27 protein-coding genes are annotated in these 23,919 nt (G+C 68.0%); 10 read left to right on the top strand and 17 right to left on the bottom strand.

From position 1 onward, the window contains the following. Positions 1-78 precede the first annotated feature (78 nt). Entirely contained in the window at positions 79-1,371 is a 1,293-nt protein-coding gene (locus tag EJO71_RS17185) for a LysR family transcriptional regulator (RefSeq protein WP_125949869.1), read from the top strand. On the opposite strand, the gene EJO71_RS17190 is transcribed toward EJO71_RS17185, so the two are convergent. From EJO71_RS17190 to EJO71_RS17215, 6 genes are read right to left on the bottom strand one after another with little or no spacing between them, the layout of a single operon-like run. Beyond that, positions 1,350-1,910: a hypothetical protein gene (locus EJO71_RS17190; RefSeq protein ID WP_125949868.1), complete on the bottom strand. Its 561-nt coding sequence runs from the start codon at positions 1,908-1,910 to the stop codon at positions 1,350-1,352. The two genes, EJO71_RS17185 and EJO71_RS17190, sit on opposite strands and share 22 nt — an antisense overlap. 41 nt (positions 1,911-1,951) lie before the next feature. Beyond that, entirely contained in the window at positions 1,952-2,734 is a 783-nt protein-coding gene (locus EJO71_RS17195; protein WP_125949867.1) for a thioredoxin family protein, read from the bottom strand. 9 nt (positions 2,735-2,743) lie between these two features. Beyond that, complete coding sequence (locus EJO71_RS17200; RefSeq protein ID WP_125949866.1) at positions 2,744-3,202, bottom strand: SRPBCC domain-containing protein; 459 nt, start codon at positions 3,200-3,202, stop codon at positions 2,744-2,746. Between the two features lies 1 nt (position 3,203). Then, on the bottom strand, positions 3,204-3,884 hold the full coding sequence (locus tag EJO71_RS17205; protein WP_125949865.1) for a hypothetical protein: 681 nt from the start codon (positions 3,882-3,884) through the stop codon (positions 3,204-3,206). 46 nt (positions 3,885-3,930) lie between these two features. Further along, entirely contained in the window at positions 3,931-5,151 is a 1,221-nt protein-coding gene (locus EJO71_RS17210) for a helix-turn-helix domain-containing protein (protein WP_125949864.1), read from the bottom strand. Positions 5,152-5,205: 54 nt separating this feature from the next. Further along, positions 5,206-5,613 carry a RidA family protein gene (locus EJO71_RS17215; protein ID WP_125949863.1) on the bottom strand — a complete coding sequence of 136 codons (408 nt, stop codon included), beginning with the start codon at positions 5,611-5,613 and terminating at the stop codon, positions 5,206-5,208. A gap of 146 nt (positions 5,614-5,759) precedes the next feature. Between EJO71_RS17215 and EJO71_RS17220 the strand changes: the two genes are divergently transcribed. Next, positions 5,760-6,728 carry a LysR family transcriptional regulator gene (locus EJO71_RS17220; RefSeq protein WP_125949862.1) on the top strand — a complete coding sequence of 323 codons (969 nt, stop codon included), beginning with the start codon at positions 5,760-5,762 and terminating at the stop codon, positions 6,726-6,728. Here EJO71_RS17220 and EJO71_RS17225 read toward each other — a convergent pair. Further along, entirely contained in the window at positions 6,622-7,170 is a 549-nt protein-coding gene (locus tag EJO71_RS17225) for a hypothetical protein (RefSeq protein ID WP_125949861.1), read from the bottom strand. The genes EJO71_RS17220 and EJO71_RS17225 overlap by 107 nt on opposite strands. A gap of 75 nt (positions 7,171-7,245) precedes the next feature. Between EJO71_RS17225 and EJO71_RS17230 the strand changes: the two genes are divergently transcribed. The 3 genes from EJO71_RS17230 (at position 7,246) to EJO71_RS17240 (ending at position 9,636) form a co-directional block, all read left to right on the top strand. Beyond that, complete coding sequence (locus EJO71_RS17230) at positions 7,246-7,866, top strand: TetR/AcrR family transcriptional regulator (RefSeq protein WP_125949860.1); 621 nt, start codon at positions 7,246-7,248, stop codon at positions 7,864-7,866. 159 nt (positions 7,867-8,025) lie between these two features. Next, positions 8,026-8,709 carry an isochorismatase family protein gene (locus EJO71_RS17235; protein WP_125950115.1) on the top strand — a complete coding sequence of 228 codons (684 nt, stop codon included), beginning with the start codon at positions 8,026-8,028 and terminating at the stop codon, positions 8,707-8,709. A gap of 39 nt (positions 8,710-8,748) precedes the next feature. Continuing rightward, positions 8,749-9,636, top strand: coding sequence for a LysR family transcriptional regulator (locus tag EJO71_RS17240; protein WP_125949859.1), 888 nt, complete (start codon positions 8,749-8,751; stop codon positions 9,634-9,636). Between the two features lie 18 nt (positions 9,637-9,654). Here the strand turns inward: EJO71_RS17240 and EJO71_RS17245 are convergent, their stop codons facing one another. The 4 genes from EJO71_RS17245 to EJO71_RS17260 form a co-directional block, all read right to left on the bottom strand. Continuing rightward, entirely contained in the window at positions 9,655-10,491 is an 837-nt protein-coding gene (locus EJO71_RS17245; RefSeq protein ID WP_125949858.1) for an alpha/beta hydrolase, read from the bottom strand. A gap of 81 nt (positions 10,492-10,572) precedes the next feature. Then, positions 10,573-12,189, bottom strand: a complete 1,617-nt coding sequence (locus EJO71_RS17250) for a methyl-accepting chemotaxis protein (RefSeq protein ID WP_125949857.1) — start codon at positions 12,187-12,189, stop codon at positions 10,573-10,575. A 127-nt stretch (positions 12,190-12,316) separates the two neighbouring features. After that, complete coding sequence (gene kdsA, locus EJO71_RS17255; protein ID WP_125949856.1) at positions 12,317-13,162, bottom strand: 3-deoxy-8-phosphooctulonate synthase; 846 nt, start codon at positions 13,160-13,162, stop codon at positions 12,317-12,319. Between the two features lie 59 nt (positions 13,163-13,221). Beyond that, the gene (locus tag EJO71_RS17260; protein WP_125949855.1) at positions 13,222-14,181 is read right to left on the bottom strand and encodes a trypsin-like peptidase domain-containing protein; all 960 of its coding nucleotides are present in this window, start codon (positions 14,179-14,181) and stop codon (positions 13,222-13,224) included. A 180-nt stretch (positions 14,182-14,361) separates the two neighbouring features. Between EJO71_RS17260 and EJO71_RS17265 the strand changes: the two genes are divergently transcribed. Next, positions 14,362-14,550, top strand: coding sequence for a hypothetical protein (locus EJO71_RS17265; RefSeq protein WP_125949854.1), 189 nt, complete (start codon positions 14,362-14,364; stop codon positions 14,548-14,550). Positions 14,551-14,554: 4 nt separating this feature from the next. On the opposite strand, the gene EJO71_RS17270 is transcribed toward EJO71_RS17265, so the two are convergent. Further along, positions 14,555-16,237 (bottom strand): hypothetical protein, encoded by a 1,683-nt coding sequence (locus tag EJO71_RS17270; RefSeq protein ID WP_171022484.1) that lies wholly within the window; start codon positions 16,235-16,237, stop codon positions 14,555-14,557. A 221-nt stretch (positions 16,238-16,458) separates the two neighbouring features. On the opposite strand from EJO71_RS17270, the gene EJO71_RS17275 reads away from it, so the two are divergent. Further along, on the top strand, positions 16,459-16,725 hold the full coding sequence (locus EJO71_RS17275; protein ID WP_125949853.1) for a hypothetical protein: 267 nt from the start codon (positions 16,459-16,461) through the stop codon (positions 16,723-16,725). A gap of 37 nt (positions 16,726-16,762) precedes the next feature. Here EJO71_RS17275 and EJO71_RS17280 read toward each other — a convergent pair whose 3' ends face one another. After that, complete coding sequence (locus EJO71_RS17280) at positions 16,763-16,969, bottom strand: hypothetical protein (RefSeq protein WP_125949852.1); 207 nt, start codon at positions 16,967-16,969, stop codon at positions 16,763-16,765. Positions 16,970-17,126: 157 nt separating this feature from the next. Next, positions 17,127-17,816, bottom strand: a complete 690-nt coding sequence (gene alkB, locus EJO71_RS17285) for a DNA oxidative demethylase AlkB (RefSeq protein WP_125949851.1) — start codon at positions 17,814-17,816, stop codon at positions 17,127-17,129. A 275-nt stretch (positions 17,817-18,091) separates the two neighbouring features. Here alkB and EJO71_RS17290 point away from each other — a divergent pair, with 275 nt between their 5' ends. The 3 genes from EJO71_RS17290 (at position 18,092) to EJO71_RS17300 (ending at position 22,072) form a co-directional block, all read left to right on the top strand. Then, positions 18,092-18,262 (top strand): hypothetical protein, encoded by a 171-nt coding sequence (locus EJO71_RS17290; RefSeq protein ID WP_240651426.1) that lies wholly within the window; start codon positions 18,092-18,094, stop codon positions 18,260-18,262. Positions 18,263-18,391: 129 nt separating this feature from the next. Beyond that, positions 18,392-20,020: a phospholipase D family protein gene (locus tag EJO71_RS17295; RefSeq protein WP_125949849.1), complete on the top strand. Its 1,629-nt coding sequence runs from the start codon at positions 18,392-18,394 to the stop codon at positions 20,018-20,020. Positions 20,021-20,140: 120 nt separating this feature from the next. Further along, complete coding sequence (locus EJO71_RS17300) at positions 20,141-22,072, top strand: hypothetical protein (RefSeq protein ID WP_125949848.1); 1,932 nt, start codon at positions 20,141-20,143, stop codon at positions 22,070-22,072. A 113-nt stretch (positions 22,073-22,185) separates the two neighbouring features. Here the strand turns inward: EJO71_RS17300 and EJO71_RS17305 are convergent, their stop codons facing one another. From EJO71_RS17305 to EJO71_RS17315, 3 genes are all read right to left on the bottom strand, one after another. Further along, entirely contained in the window at positions 22,186-22,695 is a 510-nt protein-coding gene (locus EJO71_RS17305; RefSeq protein ID WP_125949847.1) for a peptidoglycan DD-metalloendopeptidase family protein, read from the bottom strand. 160 nt (positions 22,696-22,855) lie between these two features. After that, positions 22,856-23,344 (bottom strand): CreA family protein, encoded by a 489-nt coding sequence (locus tag EJO71_RS17310; RefSeq protein WP_125949846.1) that lies wholly within the window; start codon positions 23,342-23,344, stop codon positions 22,856-22,858. A gap of 8 nt (positions 23,345-23,352) precedes the next feature. Then, a complete protein-coding gene (locus tag EJO71_RS17315; protein ID WP_125949845.1) occupies positions 23,353-23,904 on the bottom strand; it encodes an NUDIX hydrolase in 552 nt (183 codons plus the stop codon). Positions 23,905-23,919 lie beyond the last annotated feature (15 nt).

The following is a 23,919-nucleotide window of genomic DNA, read 5'->3' on the forward strand; positions in this document are numbered from 1 at the left end:
CGCTGCCATCACTCTTTTTTATCGACAAGGGTTTACCCTTGCTGCCGGAAATGCATGATCGCCAGTGACGCATCACCCATGAACCGCAAACCTGCGCATCACAAAGTTATCGATCGCACCGACAGCGTGGCGCTTGGCATCAACCTGCGCCACCTGCGTGCGTTCTCGGCCGTGGCGGCGGCCGGCAGCATCGCGGCGGCGGCCGAGGCGCTGTTCAGGGTGGCGTCGGCGGTGACGCGCTCGATCCTCGACCTGGAGTCGATGCTCGGCAGGCCGCTGTTCGACCGGCGCTCGCGCGGGGTGGCGCTCAATGCATATGGCGAGTTGGTGCTGGCGCGCGCGCTGCGCATCGAGCGCGAGTTCGAGGCGGCGCGAACGCAGCTGGCGGCGCGCGGCGGCATCGATGCTGCCGCCGACGTGCATTCGCTCTTCGCCTCGATCCTGAACGGGCGCCGGCTCGCGGTGGTCGCGAGCCTTGCGGAAAAGCGAAACATGCCCGCCGTCGCGCGCGAGTTCGGCATCACGCAGCCGGCCATCAGCAGCGCGCTGAAGGACCTGGAAAGCGGGCTCGGCGTGACGCTCTTCAACCGCAATGCACGCGGGCTCTCGGCCACGCCGGCGGGCGAGATCGTGGCCTTCTACTTCAGGCGCGTGCTGTCGGAGCTGCGGCACATCGGCCCCGACATCGCGGCCAGCGAAGGCACGCTGCAGGGCAGCGTGAACGTGGGAGCGCTGCCGCTGGGGCGCACGCAGATCCTGCCGCTGGCGATCGCTTCGCTGCTCGCGAGGCATCCGGGCCTGCACGTCGCCACGGTCGAGAGCCCGTACGACGCGCTGGCCGCGTCGCTGCGCAGCGGCGACATCGACTTCATCCTCGGTGCGTTGCGCACGGCCGGTGAAGCGAGGGACCTGCAGCAGGAGCCGCTCTTCGAAGACCGCATCTCGGTGATCGCCCGCGCCGGCCATCCGCTCGCGCGCGCGAAGCGCATCGACTTCAGGATGCTGCGCGAGGCGAGGTGGACGCTCTCGCGCCAGGGCTCGCCTTCGCGCGAACTGCTGGAGCGCTTCTTCTCCGACGCACGGCAGGCGCCGCCGCTGCCTGCCGTCGAGACGGGCGACCTTGCCGTGCTTCGCGGCCTGCTGCTCGAAAGCGACATGCTGACCGCGATCTCGGCGCACCAGCTTCGCTACGAGATCCGCGACGGCAGCCTCGTGGTGCTCGACTTTCCGCTGGAAGAAACCCGGCGCGAGATCGGCCTGACTCAGCGGCTGGGCGCTTTTCCTTCACCGGGCGCGCGAGCGCTGATGGACGAGATCCGCAAGGTAGTGACCGGGTCACCCGATTTCCATCAGCCGGGAAGGCGGAAGTGAAACAGCGCGGCGATTGCGTCGAAGGCCCGGCATGCGCCGAAGGCAACCGCACCGGTGACGGCAAGCATCGCCGCCGTGTGAACACCGACAGCCGCGAGCGCCAGCAGCAGCGAGCCGGACACCGTGATCTCGCGGGCCGCAGGCGCATCGCCCATGCACAAGGGGATCAGCGCCGGGACCAGCATCAACCCCGCACCGTGCGCGGTGGACATCATGAAGGACCAGAGCGCCAGGCCGGCATGTCCGGCCTTCCCGACCCCATGGCCGCACAGATGGCAGGCCACGATGGCGACGAGCAATCCGCCCGCCAGCACCTGCAACGCCACGCGGTCCATCGACAACCCGAGTGCCACCGCCGCGGCGACCAGCGCCACCGAAGCGACGTGGCCGGCCGCGATGGGCGCCAGTGCTCGCAACGCCCGCGACCTGTCGCCCGAGCGCACGCCCGAGGCGGCGGCGAACATCCAGCCGGTGGCGGGGTTCAGCCCGTGAAGGGCGCCGACCCCCGCGACGGCCAGCCATGGCCAGAGGCTTGCCACGATGTCGTCTCCATGCGCTCGGCGGCTGCTCGCGCCTCGCTTCAGGCGTGCGACGCGCAGCACGAACCGGCTGCCGGCTTCGCCTGCTGCGACTCGTAGCGGTCGTGGTGGCGGACCCACTCCATCTTGTGGGGCACGTCGCGCTCGCTGCGGCCCTTGGGCACGAGGTCCATCAGGCTGTACGCGCCCATCATCACTTCCACGCCGCGGCCGAAGGTCGAATAGGTGTGGAACACCTCGCCCGCGTCGTCCTTGCAGAACACGCTGACGCCGGGCGCCTCGGCCTGGGGAAAGGGCTGCATCGCGTAGTTGTAGTAGACCTTGCCGCTCGCCTGTTCCTCGGGCGTGAAGCTGACGCGGAAGTCGTAGTTGAAGTCGCTGCCGCCGGACGACACCCACCTGAACCGCCAGCCCATGCGCTCGCGGAAGCGCGCGATCTCGGCCAGCGGCGCGCGCGAGACGGCCACCATCGTGATGTCGCGAGCCGCCAGGTGCACGTTCATGCCGTCGGTGTGGTCGGCCATGTACGAGCAGCTCGGGCAGCCTTGCTCCCAGCCCGGGGCGAGCATGAAGTGCTGCACCAGCAGCTGGCGCCGGCCCTCGAACAACTCGGCCAGAGTGCGCTTGCCGTCGGGCGTGTCGAAGACGTAGTTCTTCCCGACACGCTCCCACGACAGCGCTCGGCGCTCGCGGGCGACTTCGTCGTGCAGGCGCATCAGCTCCTTTTCGCGCGCCAGCAGCGCCTTGCGCTCGGCGAGCCATTGCTCGCTGGAGACGATGGCGTGATTCGCAAGGCCCGCTTCGGTGATGGTTGCTGTGTTCATGGTGCGCTCCTAGTGCCAGTCGCCGATCAGGACGTCATTGGGTGCGGGCTCGCCCTTGCCCGTCTCCACGAGGCGCTTGAGGCTCATCATGAAGATCGCCCACTTGGTGCTGCAGTGGGCGGTGAACTCGACCGCCTCGCGCCAGTTCTCGTGGCTGAAGTGGACGATGGTGAATTCGCCGTCCTGGTTCAGCCTGAACTTCGCGTCGGTGCCGATCCATTCCTCCGGCCCCGAGGTGAAGCGCCAGTGCACCTGCCTGTCGGGGTCGAGCGCCACCACCTGCATGCCCATGCCGCCGATGGTTTCCCCGCTCGGGGTGCTGAAGTTGAGCTCGAGATTGCCGCCGACTTCGGAGGCCCCGGTGGTCTCCTTGGTCCACCAGCCTGCCACGCCTTCGCGCGTTGCCAATGCGGCGTAGACCTTCGAGATGGGGGCCTTGATTCCGACCCTGTGAATGATGTCGATCATGTCAATGCTCCGTGGAGTTGTGGGGACGGCGAACGACGCGGACCTTGCCGCTCTTGCCGCCGCCGGCATAGAAAAGACCGGCCCCGTCGGACTCGAGTCCGCTGACGCCGACGCCATGCGGCATCTCGAGCCGCTCGAGCACCGCGCCGCTCTGCGGATCGATCCGGCGGATGTCGCTTTCCTCGGCCTCCCAGGTGCCGTGCCACAGCTCGCCGTCGACCCAGGTCACGCCGGTGACGAAACGGTTCGACTCGATGGTGCGCACGACCGCGCCGGTCTCGGGGTTGATCTGGTGGATCCGGCGGTCACGGTGCTGTCCCACCCAAAGGCTGCCCTCGGCCCATGTGAGCCCCGAGTCGCCGCCGTGGCCGGGCGAGGGAATCGACGACAGCACCTTGCCCGTGGCCGGGTCGATCTTGTCGATGCGCGATTCGGCGATCTGGTAGAGGTACTTGCCGTCGTAGGCCGTGCCGGCGTCGCAGGGGGTGTCCAGCGTTTGCTCGGTCTCGCCGCTGGCCGGGTTGAAGGCGACCAGCCTGGCGCCGGTGGCGGCCCAGACGCGCCGGCCGTCGTAGGTCACGCCGGCTACCTGGGTGGCGTCGGGGAAAGGGCCGTACTCGCGCACGATCTCGGCTGCCCGCACGGTGGGCCTTTTCTTGCCCGTCTTGTTGTCGCTGCTCATCGATGGCTCCTTGTGAAACGCCTCGGATCGGCGCCTGGAGCCAACTCTATTCAATCGGCAGCGCGGCGGGGAGTAACAAGATCGTCGTGAATCCCGCCAGCGGTGGTGCCAGCCACTTCTGCGCGCGTGCCTTGCCGATGGAGCGAACCCGCTCTTCCGCCTCCAGCTCGACGAGCGCGCGCTGCACCGTGCGCTGGCTGGCCCCCAGCGCCAGCGCAAGGGCCGAGGTGGACCAGGCCGCGCCATCGGACAGCAGCGCCACCAGCGAAGCCTGGTCGCCGTCGATGGGCGGTGCCAGCACGGCAACGCCGCGCCCGTCGTGCGGCTTGAGCACGAAGCCTCGCGGCGTGGCCTCGATGCCCGCGAGGCCGGCGACGAGCGCGCGCAGCCGGCCGATCTCGACGCGCAGGCGTGCGCGGTGCGTCTCGTCGGGGTGGCGGGTGCGGAATGCGCTTTCGATCAGCGCTTCGCGATCCACGTCGCCGGGCCAGGCCTGCGCCAGCGAGCGCGCCAGGGCGAACAGCACCGGCCGTCGCGCCAGCGGCAGCCACGCATCGCCGGCACCCAGGCCGCGGCGGCAGGCGTCGATCACCAGCGTGTCGGAGGCGAGGAGGGCGGCGACTTCATCGAGGCGCAACGCTTGTTCGCCGTTCGCGTCGAGTCGCCGGGCGGCCGGGCGATCGAATGCCGCCAGCGCCTCGGCCACTTCGGCGAGCAAGGCAGGCACGCGCGCGCGAGCTGCCGCATCGTGTGCGCGGGACAGCGCGGCCCGTGCGGGAACGATGCGCAGCGAGCGAAGCGCCAGTTCGGCCGTGGCCAGCTCGGCCACGGCCATCAGCGACGGCGGCAGGCCGCGCGCATCGAGCTGCGCGAGCGCGGCTTCCGCCTCGCCGAGGCGGCCGAGCAACAGGAGCCGGCGCGCGGCGATCAATCGGGCTTGCAACGCGTTGGCGTGGTCGTCGTGTGCTTCCAGCGCGGCAGCGGCAGCCGTCAGCGAACGCGGTGAGCCGCCGAGATCGCGCATGGCCAGCGCCACCTCGGCCTCTGCGACGATGCAGCGGGCGCGTGAATGCTCCTCGTGCGTGCCGAAGCCGCGCGCGGCTCGCCGCAGCAGTTCGCGGGCGCGCGGATGCTCGCCGAGCTGCGCCATCGCGATGCCGCGCAGCGCCAGCGCCGGCGGGTCGTCGCGCAGGGCGACCCGCTTGAGGGCACCGAGTGCATCGCCGGCGGCGAGGGCGCGGGCGGAGGCGGCGATCAGGGAATCCATGGCGACAGGTTACCTTGGCGCCGTGCCTCCTTCGCGGCGGAGGCCGTGGGCCGCTCAGGTGCCGGCGTCGCCTTCGGGCAGCTTCGCAATCACCTTGACCTCGAACTGGAAGCCGTAGAGCCATGTCACGCCGATGCCGGTCAGCGTCGGGTGCGGCGGGCCGCCCCAGTATTCCGCCACCACCTTCCAGATCGTTTCGAACTTCGATTCGGGGTCGACGATGAAGACGGTCGCGTCGATCACGTCGTCGAAGGTGCAGCCAGCGGCCGACAGGATGGCGTTGAGGTTCTCGAAGGCGAGGCGGACCTGTGCTTCAAGGTCGGGCTCGGGCGAGCCGTCGGGGCGGCTGCCTACCTGCCCCGAGACGAACAGGAAGCCGTTGGACCGAATGGCCGGCGAATAGCGGTTCTTTTCATAGAGCGCCTGGCGCCCGGCGGGAAAGACGACGTCGCGTGGAGTCATGGATGGATTGCCTTTTTCCTTGCTTCTCGAATGGGTCGAAGCCGACCCGGTGATGACGATGCAGGGACTTTAGGCAGCCGCGACGCGCGGATAAACGGGCAAGGCCAACAATCACTGTTTGAGGAATCCAAACAATCGGAGCAGACATGGACCGTTTCGATGCAATGCAGGCGTTCGCCCGTGTGGTGGAGGCGGGGAGCTTCACCAAGGCGGCACAGACGCTGCACATGAGCAAGACCACCGTGACGCAGCTGGTGCAGCAGCTGGAGGCGAGGCTGCGCGTGAAGCTGCTCAACCGCACCACGCGCAAGGTCAACGTCACGGCCGACGGCGCGGCCTACTACGAGCGCGTGGTGCGCCTGCTGGCCGACATGGACGACGCCGAGACCAGCCTGTCGGCCGCATCGGCTTCACCGAGGGGGCGACTGCGGGTCGATGTGCCCAGCCCGCTGGCCCGGATGATCCTGGTGCCGGCATTGCCAGCGTTCCATGCGCGGCATCCCGACATCCAGCTCGACATGGGCGTGAGCGACCGCGTGGTGGACCTGATCGGCGAGAACGTGGATTGCGTCGTGCGCGGCGGCGAACTCACCGACCAGTCGCTGGTGGCGCGCCACGTGGGCGACCTGCAGCTCGGGGTCTATGCGGCGCCGGACTATCTGGAGCGCGCCGGCATGCCCTTGCACCCGAAGGAGCTGGAGGACACGCATCACCGCATCGTGGGGTTCCTGTGGTCGCGCACCGGAAGGAGCCTTCCGTACGCGATGCACCGTGACGCAGAGAGCGTGGTCGTACATGGGCGCCATGTGCTGTCGGTGGATGACGGCAATGCCTATCTGGCGGCTGGCCTCGCCGGCCTTGGCGTTCTCTGGCTGCCGGACTACATGTCCGGCGCGCACGTCGCAAGCGGCGAACTGGTGCCGCTGTTCGAGGACTGGCGGCTCGACCCGATGCCGCTGTACCTCGCCTTCCCGCCGAACCGGCACGTCAGCGCCAAGCTGCGCGTGTTCATCGACTGGGTTGCCGGATTGATGGCGCTGCATGCGCCGGTTGCCACCCGGCCGCCTGTTTCGGCTTCGGCCACACGCCCGAGCAGTAGAGCGCCCATGCGATGAACACGGGCTGGAACAACGGGCGGATCCAGAAGTACCAGGCGCCGAAGTCCAGGCCTTGCACCGTCTGCCCCTTGAGCGCGACGTTGATGTTCGCTGCCACCACGCAGACCAGCATCACCGACAGCCATATGCCGGCCTGCCTCTGCAGGTTCGGCAGGCCCAGGCGCTTGTAGACCGAAACGGAAATGAGCAGTCCCAGCCCCCCGGAAAGCTCGGCCGCACCGGTCAGGTAGACCCATGCCAGTGCGTGGTCGGCGAGGGCGTCGGGAATCATCGGCGCATAGCGCGTCGATGCGCTCACGAAATGGTCGACGCCGGTGAACAGGAAGCCGAGGCCCATGCCCCAGCGCATCGCCCCGCGCAGGTCGAGCGGGCGCTTCAGCAGGCGCGAGACCGCCCAGGCAACCGCACCGAAGGAACAGATGAAAAGGAGAAAGCTCATGATGCGTGTGCTATGTTTGCGGTGGAAACATTATTGGATTGAATTGTTTCCACTGTCAACATAAAGCCATTGCCCATGAGCACTTCATATCACCACGGCGACCTGAAAGCCGTTCTTCTGGCATACGCACGCGAGCAGATGGAGCGCGACAGCCTCGACGGCCTGTCGATGCGCGAGATGGCCAAGGCCGTCGGGGTTTCGCATACGGCGGCGTACCGCCATTTCCAGGACAAGCGCGCGCTGATGGAGGCCGTGGCGCTGCAGGGTTTCGAGGAGATGTTGGCTGGCTGCGAATCGGCGATAGAAGCCGTTGCTCCCGCCGAATCGCGCTCGAGGCTCAAGGCATGCGGCCGCGCCTATGTCGGCTTCGGGCTGAAATCGCCCCGGCTGCTGGCCCACATGTTCGGCGCGGTCTCGCAGTCGCAGTCGAACGAGGAATTGGTGCGGGCCGGGGCCCGGCTCTTCGATCTCCTGCTCGGGCTGGTCGCCGCGGGCCAGGCGGACGGCACGTTCCGCACGGGCGATGCGAGGCAGCTGTCACACACATGCTGGGCCATGGTGCATGGCCTTTCCGCATTGCTGGGCGTCGGCGTGTTGCGAACCCCGACGGCCGAGCTGGAGGCCTTGCATCTCAGCGCAGAGCAGGCACTGGATGTTCTGCTCGACGGCATGGCTGCAACGGTCGCGCCGCGCTGAGGGCGCAACGCACGCGCTGTGCACAGCTTGCACAGCACTTGTCGCAGCTCCAGCCTAGGCGCAGGGCGGGGCTGTTCCTAGACTTTCCCCATCACTTTCGATGGATCTCAAGGAACAGCACACATGTCTATGTCACAAGGACTTTCTCGCCGCGGACTCATGAGCGCATTGGCCCTGCCTTGCGCCGCAGGCATCGTCGGCGCCTCACCGGCTGCTGCTGCATCGCCGACCGCGCCGACGCCAACCATCCGCGCCATGTCGGGCGCGCAGCCGAGGCGGCAGCTGAGCCGCAGCGCCACGGCCTTGCTGGTGATCGATTTCCAGAACGAGTATTTCACCGGCCGCATGCCGATCGCCGATGGATCGCGCGCCGCGTCCCAGACGAAGCGCCTCCTGGCCTGGGCGGACGAACACGCCGTTCCCGTGTTCCAGATACAGCACGTGGCGCCAGCAGGCTCCGCGACTTTCGCGCAGGACGGCGAGAGCGTGAAGTTCCATCCGGACATGCGACCCAGGGCACGGGACAAGGTCGTGCAGAAGAGCACCGTCAGCGTCTTCGCAAGCACCGACATCGCGCAGCAACTGAGAGCGGCCCGCGTCCAGACGCTCGTGATCGCCGGCCTCATGACGCACGCATGCGTGGCCGGGGCGGCCCGCGACGGTGCGGCGCAGGGCTTCGAGGTGGTGGTGTCGTCCGATGCCACGGCAACCCGCTCGATCCGCCGCGAGAACGGCGACACCGTTTCGCACGACAGCCTTCACCGTGCGGCACTGGCCGAGGTCGAAGACACCTTCGGCGACGTGCTGACCACCTCGCAGATCCTGGCCTTGCCGCTTGCCTGAAAATGCGAACGATCTGAGGTTCCCGCAGGAGGGCGGCGCATGGATCAGGTGAAGGCGATGCGCGCCTTTCAACGTATCGCGCAGGCGAAGAGTCTTACGTCCGCGGCGCAGTCGCTGGACACCACGCACTCCAGCCTGTCACGACAGTTGCAGGCGCTGGAGAAATCGCTCGGCACGCAGCTTGTGCGGCGTGACACGCGCGGCATCACGCTGACCGAGGCGGGCGAGCGCTACCACGCCGCATGCGCGGACATCCTTTCACGGCTCGATGCGGCCCACGCGGATGCGGCGGCAGACGGCAAGGCGCCCTCCGGCACGCTGAAGGTGAGCATGCCGCTGGCGATCGCCACGCTCGACCTGCCGCAATGGCTGCCGGCGTTCCAGTCGCGTCATCCGGGTATCCGGCTGGAGGCGGTCTGCACCGACCGCTTCACGAAGCTGGTTGCCGAGGGCATCGATGTCGCCCTGCGCATCAGCGCCGGCCTCGAGGACGCCTCGATGATGGCGAGGACGCTGGCGGTCTCCGACATGGTGCTGGTCGCGGCGCCGCGCTACCTTGTCGAGCAGGGCATGCCGCTGTCGCCGGAAGAGCTGGCCGCGCACGAGTGCCTGCTTCACAACGGGCCGGAAAGCCCCTCGCACTGGACGCTGCACATGTCCGATGGCCGGCAGCAGGCGTTCAGGCCCCAGGCTCGCTTCTCATGCGACACGGTCACGGCGCTGTACTCGGCCGCGAAGTGCGGGCTGGGCATTGCCGCGCTCACGTGGCACACGGTCCGCGCCGATCTGCAGTCGGGCGCCCTGGTCCGCGTGCTGCCGGATGTCACGCTCGGGCAGCGCACCTACGCCGCGCTTTACCCCCGCACGCGGCACGTCCGTCCGGCGGTGCGCGCCTTCATCGATTTCATGGCGGGCCACTACCGGTAGCCGGAGTTCCAGCGTCGGCTACGCCACCTTCGGCTCGGAAAGAACCGAGGTCAGCGCGAAGTCGACGAGGTGCAGCCAGGTCGCTTCCAGGTCCATGATGCTGTGATGGTCGGAGGCGGGAACGGTCTGCACGCTGACCGGCGTGGGCCACGCCGCGATGAGCTTCTGCGAGCGCTCGGGCAGCACGACGTCGTCGCTCTCGGCCAGCAGCACCTGGGTCTTCGCGGCGACCTCCTTGCAGTGCTCCAGCGAATTGAACTGGTGCCGCAGCAGCAGCGCCAGCGGCACGAGCGGAAAGCGCTTCTTCGCCACTTCCAGCATCGAGTCGTAGGGCGTCACCAGCTGCAGGCTCGCGAAGTCCTGCCGCGCCGCGAGCTGGATGGCCACGCCCGTGCCCAGGCTGCGCCCGACCACGTGCAGGCGCGCGTGCGGAAAGGCCTTGCGCAGGTGCCTGGCGAACTGGCTGGCGTCCTGCACGGAAGCGATCTCGGAGGGGTGTCCCTGCGAATCGGCCACGCCGCGGTAGTTGACCGCCGCGAAGCCGAAGCCCTCGGGCAGCCAGTGCAGCGTCCGGGCCGTGGCGCGAACGTCTTCGCCCCGTCCGGCGAAGTAGATGAACAGGTCCTGCAGCGCCTCCTCGCCCTGCGGGTGGTAGACGTAGCCGCGGACCATGCCGCCCGGCACGGTGTGGGAGTAGGTCGAGAAATCGTCGGACAGCGGAACGACCGGCAGCTTTCGGGCGTTGAACAGGATGTGCCCCTGGCGCGTGGCGAGAAGCGTCCAGTACGCGGCGATGCTTCCGATCGCGGCGGCCGAAGCGGACAGGGCAATGCGGGCTGCTTTGTTGGATGGCAAATTGGGCTCCGGGAGAAAGGCTGGCGCCTAGTTTCGCCTCTTTCTCCAGCAGGGCCCCTTTCCGGTCTTTTCGGTCTTTTTCTAGCGGGCCGCGATCAGCTGCATGCGGCTGAAGGCGATGCCAGTGGCCGCTTCGGCAGCCTGGTGCTGCTGCTCCAGCCTGAACCTGCCGACGATCTGCGAAAGGCTTCCGGCCTGTTCCTGCAGCGACTGGGCCGCGGCCGAGGCCTCTTCGACCAGCGCGGCGTTCTGCTGCGTCGCCTGGTCCATCTGCGTGACGGCCTGGTTGATCTGCTCGATGCCCGAGGTCTGCTCCTGGCTCGCCGCGCTGATCTCGCCCATGATGTCCGTCACCCGCTTCACGCTGCCGACGATCTCTTCCATGGTGCGGCCCGCGTCGGCCACCTGCCGGCTGCCTTCCTCGACCTTCTCGACCGAGTCGCCGATCAGCGTCTTGATTTCCTTGGCGGCAGCAGCCGATCGCTGGGCCAGGCTGCGCACTTCCGATGCCACCACCGCGAAGCCGCGCCCCTGGTCGCCCGCGCGCGCCGCCTCGACGGCCGCGTTCAGCGCGAGGATGTTGGTCTGGAAGGCGATGCCGTCGATCACGCTGATGATGTCCACGATCTTCTTGGAAGACGCATTGATCGAGCCCATCGTCTCCACCACCTGGAACACCACGCCGCCGCCCCTGACGGCCACTTCCGAGGCGGACGCGGCCAGCTGGTTGGCCTGGCGCGCGTTGTCCGCGTTCTGCTTGACGGTCGAGGTCAGCTCTTCGAGCGAGGCGGCGGTCTGCTCCAGCGAGCTGGCCTGCTCTTCGGTGCGCGAAGACAGGTCCTGGTTGCCCACGGCGATCTGCGTGCTGGCGGTCGACACATTCGTCACCACGCCATGCACCTGCGCCAGCGAGGCTTGCAGGGCGTCGCGCATCAGGTCGAGGGCGCGCAGCAGGTGACCGGTTTCGTCGCGGGCGTAGCTGGCCTGGGGCGTGCCCGTCAGGTCCATTTCGGCGATCGACTGCGCGATGGTCTCGGCGCTGCGCAGCGGGCGGGTGATGCTGCGGGCCAGCTGCCAGGCCAGCAGGGCGCCCAGCGCAAGGCTCACGGCGGAGCACACGATGAGCAGCGTGCTGGTCTGCGCGCGCAGGTTGTTGGCGCGGACGGCGGCGGCGTCGAGCTGCTCGCGCTGCAGGTCCACCACCTGCTGCACGCCCGCGATGTAGCTCACCGAGGTGGGCTGGAACTGCGAGTCGAAGATGCGGTTGGCGCCTTCGAGGTCGCCGGCGAGCTTGAGCTTGCTCACTTCCTCGCGCGCGGCGAGGTAGGCCTTGCGCAGGCCCGCGACTTTTTCGAGCAGCGCGCGTTCGTCGGGCTTGACGAGCTTTTCCTCGATGAATTTCTGCAGCTCGTTGGTGTTCTTGATCGACGCCGCCGTGGCCGGCGCGAAGTAGTCGATCAGGCTGGCATCGCTGCTCTTGGCGATGGCGGCCGCCCGCTGCACGCCTGCGGTGGTGTGGCGCAGCCAGTCGGAGCCGGCGCGCTCGGTCTTCACGTTGTCCTCGATCATGGCGTCTATCTCGCGGCTGAGCTGCTGCAGCTTCCACACCGCGGCGGCGCTGGTGGCGAGAAAGAGCGCCAGGATGATGCCCAGCACGATGGCCAGGCGCTTGCCGATTGAGACGTTGCTCAGGAACATGATCGAACTCCGGAAACCAGGAAAGAGAAGGAGGAGGGCGACCGCAGGGCCGTCCTCCATCGCTGGTTATCGGTAGTTCAATTGAAAACTTTAGAAAACTCCGGGCGTCGGCCGCCGGGGCCCTGGTTCAGATCTTCAGCGGCGGGAACGACTTGACCAGATCGTCCAGTGCCTTGATCTGGGTCAGGAAGGGCTCCAGCTTGTCCAGCGGCAGGGCGCTCGGGCCGTCGCATTTGGCCTGGGCCGGGTCGGGGTGGGCCTCGAGGAACAGGCCGGCAAGGCCGACCGCCATGCCGGCGCGCGCCAGGTCGGCCACCTGCTCGCGGCGGCCGCCCGATGCGGCGGCGCCGGCCTCGCGCTGCTGCAGCGCGTGGGTCACGTCGAAGATGATGGGCAGGTTCTGCGTGACCTTCTTCATGACGCCGAAGCCCAGCATGTCGACCACGAGGTTGTCGTAGCCGAAGCAGGTGCCCCGGTCGCACAGGATGAGCTTGTCGTTGCCGGCTTCCTTGAACTTCTCGACGATGTTGAGCATCTGCGAGGGGCTCAGGAACTGCGGCTTCTTGATGTTGATGACCCGCCCGGTCTTTGCCAGCGCCACCACCAGGTCGGTCTGCCGTGCCAGGAAGGCGGGCAGCTGGAGCACGTCGACCACTTCGGCCACCGGGGCGGCCTGGGCGACTTCATGAACGTCGGTCAGCACGGGAACGCCGAAGCTGTCCTTCACGGCCTGCAGGATCTTCAGGCCCTCTTCGAGGCCGGGGCCGCGGTAGGAGTGGATGGAAGAGCGGTTGGCCTTGTCGAAGCTGCCCTTGAACACGTAGGGAATGCCCAGCTTCTGCGTGACGCGCACGTATTCCTCGGCGCTGCGCAGGGCGAGGTCCTTCGACTCGAGGACGTTGACGCCGCCGAAGAGGACGAAGGGCGCTTCGTTGCTGGCGGCGACTTTGGGGGTGATGGTGACGGTGGACAAGTTTTTCTCCTGACGGGTGCTTCGGTGCAGGGGGCTATTGTCGTTCCGCCGGCCGGGGTTCAGCCTCCGGGCGCCACCGTCAGGTAAAAGGGCGTCAGCGTGCCCGCCACCGGCCGCAGCAGCTTGAGCAGCAGCGGCTTTCCGTAACCCTCGCCCGCCAGCCGCTTGAGCAGGTCGGACAGCTGGGCCAGCGGCACGCCGTCGCAGCCGATGAGGATGTCGCCGTTGCGCAGGCCGTCGCGCGCGGCGGCCGAGCCGGCCACCACCTCGACCACGCGCACGCCGGTGGCCACCGGCCATTCGTTCTCGCGCACCCAGCGCCGGGGCAGAGCGACCGCCGCGCACTGCACGCCCAGCTTGCCGCGACGTACGGCGCCGTGGCGCATCAGCTCGCCGGCCACCCAGCGGGCGGTGTCGATGGCCACCGCGAAGCTCAGGCCCTGCGCCGACGGAATCACCGCCGTATTCACGCCGATGACCTGCGCCGCGCTGTCCAGCAACGGGCCGCCCGAATTGCCGGGGTTGAGGGCCACGTCGGTCTGGATCACGTCCTCGATCATCCGCCCGCCGCGCGCGGGCAGGCTGCGGCCCAGCGCGCTCACGATGCCGGCGGTCACGGTGAAGTCGAAGCCCAGCGGGTTGCCGACCGCCACCGCCAGCTGGCCCGGCTGCAGCGCGGCCGAACTGCCCAGCGGCAGGAAGGCACTGGGGTGCGATTCGATGCGCAGCACGGCGATGTCGGTGGAGGCGTCGATGCCGACCAGCCGCGCCGTGCTCTCGGTGCCGTCGGCGAAGGCCGCGCGCAGTTCGGTCGCGCCCTCGACCACGTGGGCATTGGTGATCGTGAAGCCGTCGGGGGTGAAGAGAAAGCCCGAGCCGCTGCCCTGGGCGCCGGGCCCGTTGCCGCGCTGCGCGGCCTTGCGGACCTTGATGTGGGCGACCGCCGCGCTGGCGGTGTGAGCCACCTGCGTGACGGTGGCCGAGTAGGAGTCAAGAATGAATTCGTCGCGCGCACCCATGGGGCACCTCTTCTTTCGGTCGGCGGAACCAGAAGGAAATGGCGGTGTGCGGCAGGTTTTCAACCCGGCCGGGAGGGCCGGAGCTTCATGAAGCCTTCAGCGAAGGCTCAGCGGGCCTTCAGCAGGTTTCCGGACACTGAGCGCTCCCAAGAACTACACCCATATCCACGGGACACCAGCTTGAAGCACTTCATTCTCCTGATCGCCGTCGCCACCCTCGCGGCGGGCTGCGGCCACGACCGCCATCGCCATGACAGGGACCGCGACCACAACGGCATTCCCGACCGCTACGAACGCAACCGCGACAGCGATGGCGACGGCGTGCCCGACCGCTACGACCGCCGCCCGAACGATCCGCGCAGGTACTGACCGATCAGGGGCCCTTGGGGCGCGACGACGGCTCCCACGAGTCGGGCGTGGTCGCCACCAGCGACTTGAAGTCCTTCCACGGCCGCGCGCCCGGAATGGTGCGCCCGCCGACGATCAGCCCCTTGGCGAACACCACCATGCGCTCGCGCAGGTAGGTCCGGTCGGACTCGGGCCAGGTCTCGATGGAATGCGGCCCGCGCGCGAGCACGATCTCCTTCAGGCCGCGGATGCGGTTGTAGGCGGCCACGGTGCCTTCGAGCGTTTCCGCGCGGTCCCACAGGCCCTTGCCGAAGAAGGCGGCCGGCCAGCGGTCCATGCCCGCGAGCGTCGACGAGTTGGGATAGAAGACGATGTGATGCTCGGCCGCCATGCCGCCCAGGAACAGGTTGCGGTCGGCCAGGTCGGGCGAATCGCCCACGTAGCCCGCGCCGCTGGCGAACGACGACAGCAGCAGCGCGCCTCGTATGTTCCGCAGGCCCTTGGCCGGCGTGCAGTTGGGCTGGGGCATGTCGAAGCTGCACTGGGCCACGTAGTTCTTCGTCATGGCCCAGGCGGTGGACATCGAGCCGCGCGAATAGCCGCCGAGCACCAGCGGAATTTCGCTGGCCGGCATGCCCGCCAGCAGCCGGCCCCGCGTGGCCTCGCCTTCGAGCACTTCGCCCTTCGGCGTGAGGATGCGCAGGCCGCGCCCGGTTTCCAGTGCCGTGAGCGCGCGGAACACGTCCTCGCCTTGCTCCAGCGTGTTGGTGTCGCTGAAGCCGCCCGACAGCCCCTCGCCGCGCCGGTCGTAGGCCAGCACGTCGAAGCCGGCCTTGTTGAGCGCGTACAGGTTCTCGCGCCACCAGCGCTGGCCCATGGTCTCGGTGGTTGCGTTGGGGAAATTGACCGGCACGGTCTTGCCGGTCTTCTCGTCGACGCGGTAGGAGGCCTCGTCGGGATGCTGGATGGCCGTGAGCTGCCCGCCGCCGCCCGGCGCCATGATGACCAGCGCGCGCGTCTTCCTGCCCTTGCCGTCGTCGATGCCCGCGCCTTCGATGTACCAGCCGCGCAGCTTGATGTCGCCGGTCATCTTCAGGTCGATGCGCTCGAAGGTGTCGCGCGGCGCGGTGAACTCCACCACGTAGGTGCGCGCGTCGGCCTCGGCGATGCCCTCGCGGTACGGCGCCCTGGCGAAGAAGGCGGGGCGGCGGATCTGCTTCAGGTCGACGTTGCTGCCGTCGGGGTCGATCCTGCCGGAAGGGTCGACCACCCCGGTCGAGCGCGTGGCGCGTTCCTTGTTGGGCGGCAGCCAGCGCTGCATCTGCGCGTCGATGCGCTTGAAGCAGGCCGGGTCTTCCTTGCAGGCGCGCCAGCGGGACTTGAGCTTGTCGTCGGTGAATTCGCCGATGTAGTAGTTGCCGCCGGCGTAACCCGCCGGCGGACGGTTGGCCGTCATCAGCACCGGCACGCAGACCTTGGCTCCCTTGCTGTTCTTCGGATCCTGCGGCAGGAGGTAGCCGCTCATCATCGCGTTGCGGTCGGTGCCGACCCAGGCGGTGCAGTCGGTGGGCGGCGGCGTGCTGGCCGCGGCCTCGCGCTGGGCTTCGGTGGGGCCGGAGCATGCGCCCAGCAGGAGCACGGCGGCGATGCCGGATGCTGTCATGCAGCGATGGAGCCCGGCAGGGCGCATGGTCGTTTCGGTCAGCATGGAATCGGGTGTTCCGGAAGAAAGGAGGAAGGCGAAATTGGAGTCCCTGATCTTCGCCGCATCAGCGTTCCTCAATGTGGCAGCCAGAACCGTTTCTGGATGCAAGTACGTTCCTTGTCGGCTGTAGGACGCGTCCTGCACGCGCATGCGCTTTTTTCCACTCCTCGCTGCCCCGGCATGCGCGTCCAATCGCCGCCGCTTCACAAGGAGACAAGAGAGTCATGAACTTCGAAGGCATCTATTGCTTCGACACCGCGAGCGTGCGATTTGCCTTCTACCCCGAAGGCCCTGGCGGCCCGCGAGTCATCGCGCAGATTTCCGAGGAAACCCTGCACGACGAATTCGGCGCACGCGAAGTCGGAGACCGCCTGCTGGAGGCATGCAGGCAGCACTTTCACGTCATCGAGCCCGTGGCCGTTGCCCGCTACCAGGCGGGACCGCATCGGTCCATCACGCTCACGATCGACGACTTCGCACTGCACGCCTGAAGAGCCGGCAAGGCTCGAAGCGCTGCATGCGATCGATTCAACCGTGCCCGGCAGGCGCGCGGTGGCGGATCTCGCTTTGCAGTGCGCGCTGGCCGGCCGAGAGAGCCAGTTCATAGCTCTCGGAGGCGTCGTAGGCCTTGCGCAGAACGCGCGGGTGGGCGCCCTTGTCGTCGGTTTCGAGCAGCTGCCAGACGAAGGCGCCCGGCAGCGGCTCCTGGATGATCAGTTCGATGGGGTGTGTCATGGCTTCACCATGGCGCCGAGCGGGCGTCTTGTCTGTAGGTCCGGGCGACTTTCAGGCTTGGGCGCCAGCTGGCGCGGTCATCCGCCTCGACAAAGGCTGCCTTGCCAGGTGTCGAGCTCTTCGCGCTGCGGGAGCGGCTTTCTTTGCCGCTCGGGTATCAGCCCGCCTTTCGGAACGTGAGGTTGATGCGGACGGCACCCAGCAGCGGGTGCGGTTCGTCCTTCAACGGCAGTACGCCGTGATAGCGCAGCCGGTCCTCGCCGCCCCAGACGACGACATCGCCATGCATCAGCGGCACCCGCGCAGCCTTGTCGCCGCGCGCATGTCCGCCGAACAGGAACACGGCAGGCATGCCGAGCGACACCGAGACGATGGGCGCGCCGTAGTCGCGTTCGTCCTTGTCCTGGTGCAGCGAGAGCCGTGCGCCGGGCGCATAGCGGTTCACCAGGCAGGCATCGGGCGCGAAGCCGTCGAAGCCAGCCGTCGTGGCCGCTTCGCGCGCCAGTCGGGTCAAGGGTTCGGGCATGGCGGGCCAGGGCTTGCCGCTGTCGGGATCGGTGGCGCTGTAGCGGTAGCCGCGCCGGTCGCTGGTCCAGCCCAGTGCGCCACAGTTGGTCAGCGCGACGGACATGGTGAAGCCGCCCGGCGTGACGAGATGGCGGAACGGCGCCTGCGCTTCCACGGCGCGGATCGCGGGCAGAAGCTCGTCGACGAAGGGAAGGGCGAAGCCGGGCAGCACGAAGGCACCGATGCCCAGCGGTTCGCGCGCTTCGCGGGGCGGGTCGTCGAACAGGGCGAGGGTGGCTGCCGCTGGCCCGTTGCCGATGTTCCTGGAGTTCGTCGTCATCTTGTTCATTGCCCCCGATCTTTGCCGAAAAGCCGGATCCGTCCCGTGGGCCCTGTTCGATGACGGGCGGTCCGGCGAATGCGCCCGCACCTCCCATGTTCGCGCGATGCCGTTTGGCGGCGCAGCCCGTACCCTCGTCACCCCTCTGGCCATAAGTAGTGCTTAGGGTTTAAATTCCAAAAAATACGTATTCAATGGATGACGGTGAATCCACCATGGACGGCGCTCGACTCGCTCTAAGCGTTCCAGAAGGCTGGACGGGTTGGGTCGAGCTCATGCGTACGCCGAGCGGTACCTACGCCGGTATCGCCGAGCTGAGCTTCAGCGGCATTCCGCGCTGCGCGCTCGTCATCACGCAGCAGCTGTCGTGGGACGCGGCGGTCGAACGGGCCACGCTGCGGGCCGATCATTTCGTCAGGCAATGGGGGCCGGCGGGGCGCTCCTGAGAGGGGCTTGAACTTCCTGCGGCGGCGCACGCAGCAGATGGCGCGGGCTCGTGGTAGAAACCGCGAGCCTTTTCTGGGCCATACCCGGGCCACGCCCGACCCACGCTCCAATCCTCGCACCGCCCCTCCATGCCTCACTTCCCCCGCCGGACTGCCGACAACCCGCATGTCCGATGGCTGGCCTGGCTGTTGCTGGGCATCGCGGCCTTGTGCCTGGCGGGCTGCGCCGGCCTGCCGTCGGAGGTTCAGCGCAAGCCTTCGGTCGCCATCGCGGACGGCGCCGACACCAACCTGGGCCGACTCGTGAAGGCGGCCGCGCCGCCCGGCGAGCCGCTGAGCGGTTTCCGGCTGCTGCCGATGCCGCAGTTCTCGCTGCATGCGCGCATCGAGCTTGCGCGCCGGGCCCAACGCTCCATCGACGTGCAGTACTACCTTGTACAGAACGACGAGACCGGCCGCTACCTGCTGCGTGCCCTGCGCGACGCGGCCGACCGGGGCGTGCGCGTGCGGCTGCTGGCGGACGACCTCTACACCGCCGGCGCCGATCCGCTCTTCGCGAGCTTCGCCTCGCACCCGAACGTGGAGGTGCGGTTCTTCAATCCGTTTCCCGCGGGGCGCGACCGCTTCGGCACCCGGTGGGCCTGGTCGATCCTCGACTTCGACCGCGTGCACCGCCGCATGCACAACAAGCTGTACGTGGTGGACAACACCATCGGCGTGATGGGCGGGCGCAACATGGCCAACGAGTACTTCCTGCGCGACGGGGGCTCGAACTTCATCGACATCGACACGCTGGTGGCCGGCGCCGTGGTGCCCAGGCTGTCCTCGCTGTTCGACATGTACTGGAACAGTCCGTACGTCTATCCCATCGAGTCGCTGGTGCCGCCCACCGGCGAAACGCCGCAGCAACTGCGCGAGCGATTCGACCGCCTCACCACCGGCCCGGAGCAGCTGCACCCCGAGGAGCCCGGGTCCACCGACCTGCTGGGCAACAACCCCCTGGCCAAGGACCTGGACGCCGGCGCGCTGAAGCTGGTCTGGGCCCGTGCCGAGGCGTACGCCGACCCGCCCGCCAAGGCGCTCGGCCCGACCGACGAGGCGCGCGGCCTGCCCGCCGACGAGTCGAAGGACAGCGTGCTCTACAACGTGCAGCGCTACCTGCGCGGCGCCGAGAACGAGATCATGCAGACCACGCCCTACCTGATTCCGGGGCGCGGCGGCATGGAGACGATCCGCATCGTGCGCGGCAACGGCGTGGGCTACACCATCGTCACCAATTCGCTGGCGGCCACCGACGAGTCGCTGGTGCACATCGGCTACCGCCGCTATCGCTCCCAGATGCTGCGCCTGGGCGTGGAGCTGTACGAGCTGAGTCCCAAGCGGGTGGAGCAGACGAAGCGCTTCGGCATGTACGGCTCTGCAAGCGGCAGGCTGCACGGCAAGTCGGCGGTGATCGACCGCAAGATCGTCTTCATCGGCTCGATGAACTTCGACCCGCGCTCGATGCTGCACAACACCGAGGTCGGCATCTTCATCTTCAGCCCGCAGATCGCTCAGCAGCTCACCAGCCTGATCGGCTTCATCCGGCTGGACGGCGCCTACCAGCTCCAGCTGGGCCCGACGGGCGCCATCGAGTGGGTGAGCCCGGCCTCGGGCGACGCGGCCGACACCATCCTGCACCGGGAGCCCGAGACGGACTTCTGGTCGCGCTGGAAGCTCGAACTGCTCGCGCCGCTGGTACCCGAGAGCCTGCTTTAGGCGGGGTCGGTCCGCATCCTCAAAACAGAGGATGGTCGGGAGGAGGGGGCTCCAGAAGAATCGCAACGCTCGTGTTACGAGTTGATTCTTTTGTTTGCTCCTTCACTCACCAGACCATCCATGAAAACAAACTTTGCGATCTCCGCGGCCTCCGGCCGGTCCTTCTTCAAGACGACGCGCTGCGCATGCGCAGTGGCGCTCCTGATCTCGCTCGGTGCCTGTGGCGGAGGTGGGGGCGGCGGTGGCGGCGGGTTCGCCGGCTTCCCGGCCTCGGGCAGCGGCAACCCGCCGGCCAGCAATCCGCCAGCCAGCGATCCGCCGGCCGCATCGGCGCCGGTTACGTTTTCGGGCACGGCAGCCTCCGGTCTGCCGCTGGTGGGTACCGTCACCGTCAAGGACGCCAAGGGCGCGACCAAGACCGAACCGCTGGTCAACGGCAACTACAAGATCGACGTGAGCGGCATGACCGCGCCCTTCGTCTTCCGTGCCGAGGGCACGGTGGCCGGCGAGCGCGTGGTGATCCATTCGGCTGCGACAGCCGCCGACGTCAACGGCACCATCAACATCACGCCGCTGACCGACCTGGTGGTGGCCAACATCGCCGGCCGGCTGGCCTCGCAGTATTTCGACGGTGGCGAGTTCGCCTCGCTCACCCCCGAGCAGCTCAAGGCGGAGTCCGACGGCCTGAAGGCCAAGCTGCTGCCGGTGCTGCAGGCCATGGGCGTCGACGCCAGCATCGACCTGCTGCGCACGGCCTTCACGCCGCTGTCGAGCGCGCTGGACAAGGCGCTCGACGTGCTGCGCGTGAGCGTCGACCCGGCCACCAACGTGGCGACCATCACCAACGTCGTCACGCAGCAGCAGATCTCGGACGACCTGGCCGTGAAGGCGGCGGCCGAGACTTCGACCACGCCGATGAGCGGCTCCGGCATGGACACGGCGGCCAACGACATCGTGCTGATCCGCAAGGTGCTGTCCGACTTCGTGGGCAAGTTCGCGACCGGGCTGCCCGCGCCGTCGGAGCTGCTGTCGCTGATGACCGACGGTACCAACCCGGTCACCGGCACCTACGGCTTCAGGTCCTCCGACCTCAACGCCGCGCAGTTCGCGAACGAAACGGCGACCGACACCAATCTCGTGGGCGCCAGCTTCACCGACGTGGTCATCAAGCGCATCAACTACACCATCGACGCGAACAACACGAGCCCGCGCGCGTATGTCGAGTTCACGCACAAGGACAAGAACGGCGTTGCCTTCAGCAACAACCAGGGCATGCAGATCGTCAAGGGCACGGACGGCGCGTGGCGCCTGCGCGGCGACGGGCGCGTGCTGGACATCAATCCGCACGTCCACGCCACCAAGGAAAAGGCGTCTGGTTGCGTGAGCAGCTCGCTGCAGTTCGAGATCCAGGACACGAACACCTCCAACAGCGGCAACGTCGCGTCGGTGGTCGTCACCGGCCCGGGGCTGCCCGCCGGCGGCCTGCGCCACTCGCGTCCCTCGAGCGGCGGCCCGTGGCCGATCGATGGCGGCTCGACCTACAACTATTACTACCTGACGTCGAACTGCCCCGGCCTGCCGAACGCCGGCCTGAGCGACAGCGCGATCGCGGCGCTTCCCGCCACGCCCGAGTACACCTTCACGGCCTACGAGAGCGACGGCACGACGGTGGCCAAGTTCAACGGCTTCGACATCATCTACAAGCACCGCTTCCACGGTCGGCCGATGACGCTGGCGGAAGCCGTCGCCACGAGCTACCCGGGCTTCTCGACCACGCCGGCCCTGTCGTCCTACTCGGGCGGCAGCGACTTCTCGATCAGCGCCACCGGCCTGAACCCGGGCTTCGCCGCGCAGTTCTTCCTGAACCTGATGGCGGGCCCCTCGGGCGGCGCGCAGGATCTGGCCGACGTGGCGTCGTCGGCCACGGGCACGGCATCGAAGACCTTCAACCTGCCGGCGCAGGGCTCGGTGGCCTACCGGAACATGTTCGTCAGCACCTACGACAGCAGCTGGCGCGAGATCGTGCTTCGCGACAACACGACGGCCGAATGACCGACTGAGGCAGGGAGGATTGGCGCCCGTTTTTCTTCAGGCGCCCTGAAAGCCGAAAGCCCCCGAAAGGGGGCTTTCTTCTTGGGCGGCGGGCGCTGCCGTCGTCGCTGCCGCTACTGCTGCAGGCGGCCGTTGAGATACGGCTCCGGATCGACCGGGTTGCCGTTCTTGCGGATCTCGAAGCGCAGCTTCACGCGGTCGGCATTGCTGCGGCCCATTTCGGCGATCTTGTCGCCCTGGCGGACCACCGCGTTCTCTTTCACGAGGATGGTCTGCACGTGCGCGTAGGCCGTGAGGAAGGTCTCGTTGTGCTTGACGATGACCATGTTGCCGTAGGCCGGCAGTTCGCCGCCTACGTACACCACGCGGCCATCGGCCGAGGCGACGACCGGGTCGCCGAGGTTGCCGGCGATGTCGATGCCCTTGACGCGGTCGCCGTCGAAGCGGGCGATGGTCGCGCCGTTGGCGGGCCGGATGAACAGCGCCGCCGGGCGCTGCTGCACCGGTGGCTTGACCGCCGGGGCCGGCCACGGGGTGTTGAGGTCGACCGAGGCGCAGCCGGCGAGGCCTGCGGCAAGCAGCGCCGCGGCGCCGGTACGTAAAACAAAAGTCTGAAGGTGCATGGGGCTCTGTTCGAACGGATTCGTTGCGGAGGGTTCCTGCAATCCGGCACGCCGTGCGCGCCACGCGGGCGATGCTAGCAAACCGCCGCGCCGGCGCCGTGCGAAAGAGCAACCGGCTGTGAGGAGGGCATTCGGGGCATCGGCTGCCCCGGGGGCGGCGTTACTTGAGTGGAATGGGCGTGCCGCGGTCGATGGGCACCGCCGTCACGCTGTTCTTGGGCGAGCCGTCGATCAGCAGGTCGGAGTAGGTCAGGTAGACCAGCGTGTTGCGCTTGGCATCCACCATGCGCACCACGCGCAGGCGCTTGAAGAGCACCGACAGCCGCTCGCTGTAGACCTCCTCGCGCTTGGGCAGCGGTTGCGTGATGCTCACCGGGCCGACCTGGCGGCAGGCGATGGAGGCTTCGGACTTGTCCTCGGCCACGCCGAAGGCGCCGGCCAGCCCGCCGGTCTTGGCGCGCGAGACGTAGCAGGTCACGCCGTTGACCTTGGGGTCGTCGTAGGCCTCGATCACGATCTTGTGGTCAGGACCGATGAGCTTGAAGGCGGTGTCGACGTCGCCCACGGTTTCCGCCTTGGCCGCCGCTGCCGCCAGCGCAAAGCCGAGGCTGGCGCCGTAGAGGAGGGTGGCGCGCAGTGTCTTGTTCATGGATTTCGTCAAACGATGCTGAGTTCGTGCACGCGGTCGAAACTGCCGCGCCGCCGGTCGGCGAAGTAGTGCTCGAGCGTTTCGCGCACGGTGCGGAAGGCGATCTCGTCCCAGGGAATTTCCTCTTCGGCGAAGAGCTTCGCCTCGATGGTCTCGTGGCCCGGGTCGAACTTGTCGTCGAGCAGCCGGGCGCGGTAGAACAGGTGCACCTGGCCCACGCGCACCACGCTGATCACCGAGAAAAGACCTTCGAGCTCGAAGTTGGCACCGGCCTCCTCGTCGGTCTCGCGGGCCGCGCCCTGCGCGGTGGTTTCCTCGAGTTCCATGAAGCCGGCCGGCAGCGTCCACTTGCCCCAGCGCGGCTCGATGTTGCGCTTGCACAGCAACACCTTGTCGCCCAGGACCGGAATGGTGCCGACCACGTTCAGCGGGTTCTCGTAGTGGATGGTGTGGCAGGCCGGGCAGACGGCGCGCTGCTTGGTGTCGCCGTCGTCCGGCACGCGGTAGACCACCGCGGTGCCACAGTTCTTGCAATGCTTGATGGGTACGCGCAGGAGCATGAATGAATCCGGCCG

Source organism: Variovorax sp. 679 (assembly GCF_003952185.1).
GTDB lineage: Bacteria > Pseudomonadota > Gammaproteobacteria > Burkholderiales > Burkholderiaceae_C > Variovorax.

Coding starts and splice junctions, on each gene's coding strand:
- EJO71_RS17185 (WP_125949869.1), top strand. CDS start 79: ATGAACCGCAAACCTGCGCATCACAAAGTTATCGATCGCACCGACAGC.
- EJO71_RS17195 (WP_125949867.1), bottom strand. CDS start 2,734: ATGAACACAGCAACCATCACCGAAGCGGGCCTTGCGAATCACGCCATC.
- EJO71_RS17200 (WP_125949866.1), bottom strand. CDS start 3,202: ATGATCGACATCATTCACAGGGTCGGAATCAAGGCCCCCATCTCGAAG.
- EJO71_RS17205 (WP_125949865.1), bottom strand. CDS start 3,884: ATGAGCAGCGACAACAAGACGGGCAAGAAAAGGCCCACCGTGCGGGCA.
- EJO71_RS17210 (WP_125949864.1), bottom strand. CDS start 5,151: ATGGATTCCCTGATCGCCGCCTCCGCCCGCGCCCTCGCCGCCGGCGAT.
- EJO71_RS17215 (WP_125949863.1), bottom strand. CDS start 5,613: ATGACTCCACGCGACGTCGTCTTTCCCGCCGGGCGCCAGGCGCTCTAT.
- EJO71_RS17220 (WP_125949862.1), top strand. CDS start 5,760: ATGGACCGTTTCGATGCAATGCAGGCGTTCGCCCGTGTGGTGGAGGCG.
- EJO71_RS17225 (WP_125949861.1), bottom strand. CDS start 7,170: ATGAGCTTTCTCCTTTTCATCTGTTCCTTCGGTGCGGTTGCCTGGGCG.
- EJO71_RS17230 (WP_125949860.1), top strand. CDS start 7,246: ATGAGCACTTCATATCACCACGGCGACCTGAAAGCCGTTCTTCTGGCA.
- EJO71_RS17235 (WP_125950115.1), top strand. CDS start 8,026: ATGAGCGCATTGGCCCTGCCTTGCGCCGCAGGCATCGTCGGCGCCTCA.
- EJO71_RS17240 (WP_125949859.1), top strand. CDS start 8,749: ATGGATCAGGTGAAGGCGATGCGCGCCTTTCAACGTATCGCGCAGGCG.
- EJO71_RS17250 (WP_125949857.1), bottom strand. CDS start 12,189: ATGTTCCTGAGCAACGTCTCAATCGGCAAGCGCCTGGCCATCGTGCTG.
- EJO71_RS17260 (WP_125949855.1), bottom strand. CDS start 14,181: ATGGGTGCGCGCGACGAATTCATTCTTGACTCCTACTCGGCCACCGTC.
- EJO71_RS17270 (WP_171022484.1), bottom strand. CDS start 16,237: ATGCTGACCGAAACGACCATGCGCCCTGCCGGGCTCCATCGCTGCATG.
- EJO71_RS17275 (WP_125949853.1), top strand. CDS start 16,459: ATGAACTTCGAAGGCATCTATTGCTTCGACACCGCGAGCGTGCGATTT.
- EJO71_RS17280 (WP_125949852.1), bottom strand. CDS start 16,969: ATGACACACCCCATCGAACTGATCATCCAGGAGCCGCTGCCGGGCGCC.
- alkB (WP_125949851.1), bottom strand. CDS start 17,816: ATGACGACGAACTCCAGGAACATCGGCAACGGGCCAGCGGCAGCCACC.
- EJO71_RS17290 (WP_240651426.1), top strand. CDS start 18,092: ATGCGTACGCCGAGCGGTACCTACGCCGGTATCGCCGAGCTGAGCTTC.
- EJO71_RS17295 (WP_125949849.1), top strand. CDS start 18,392: ATGCCTCACTTCCCCCGCCGGACTGCCGACAACCCGCATGTCCGATGG.
- EJO71_RS17300 (WP_125949848.1), top strand. CDS start 20,141: ATGAAAACAAACTTTGCGATCTCCGCGGCCTCCGGCCGGTCCTTCTTC.
- EJO71_RS17305 (WP_125949847.1), bottom strand. CDS start 22,695: ATGCACCTTCAGACTTTTGTTTTACGTACCGGCGCCGCGGCGCTGCTT.
- EJO71_RS17310 (WP_125949846.1), bottom strand. CDS start 23,344: ATGAACAAGACACTGCGCGCCACCCTCCTCTACGGCGCCAGCCTCGGC.
- EJO71_RS17315 (WP_125949845.1), bottom strand. CDS start 23,904: ATGCTCCTGCGCGTACCCATCAAGCATTGCAAGAACTGTGGCACCGCG.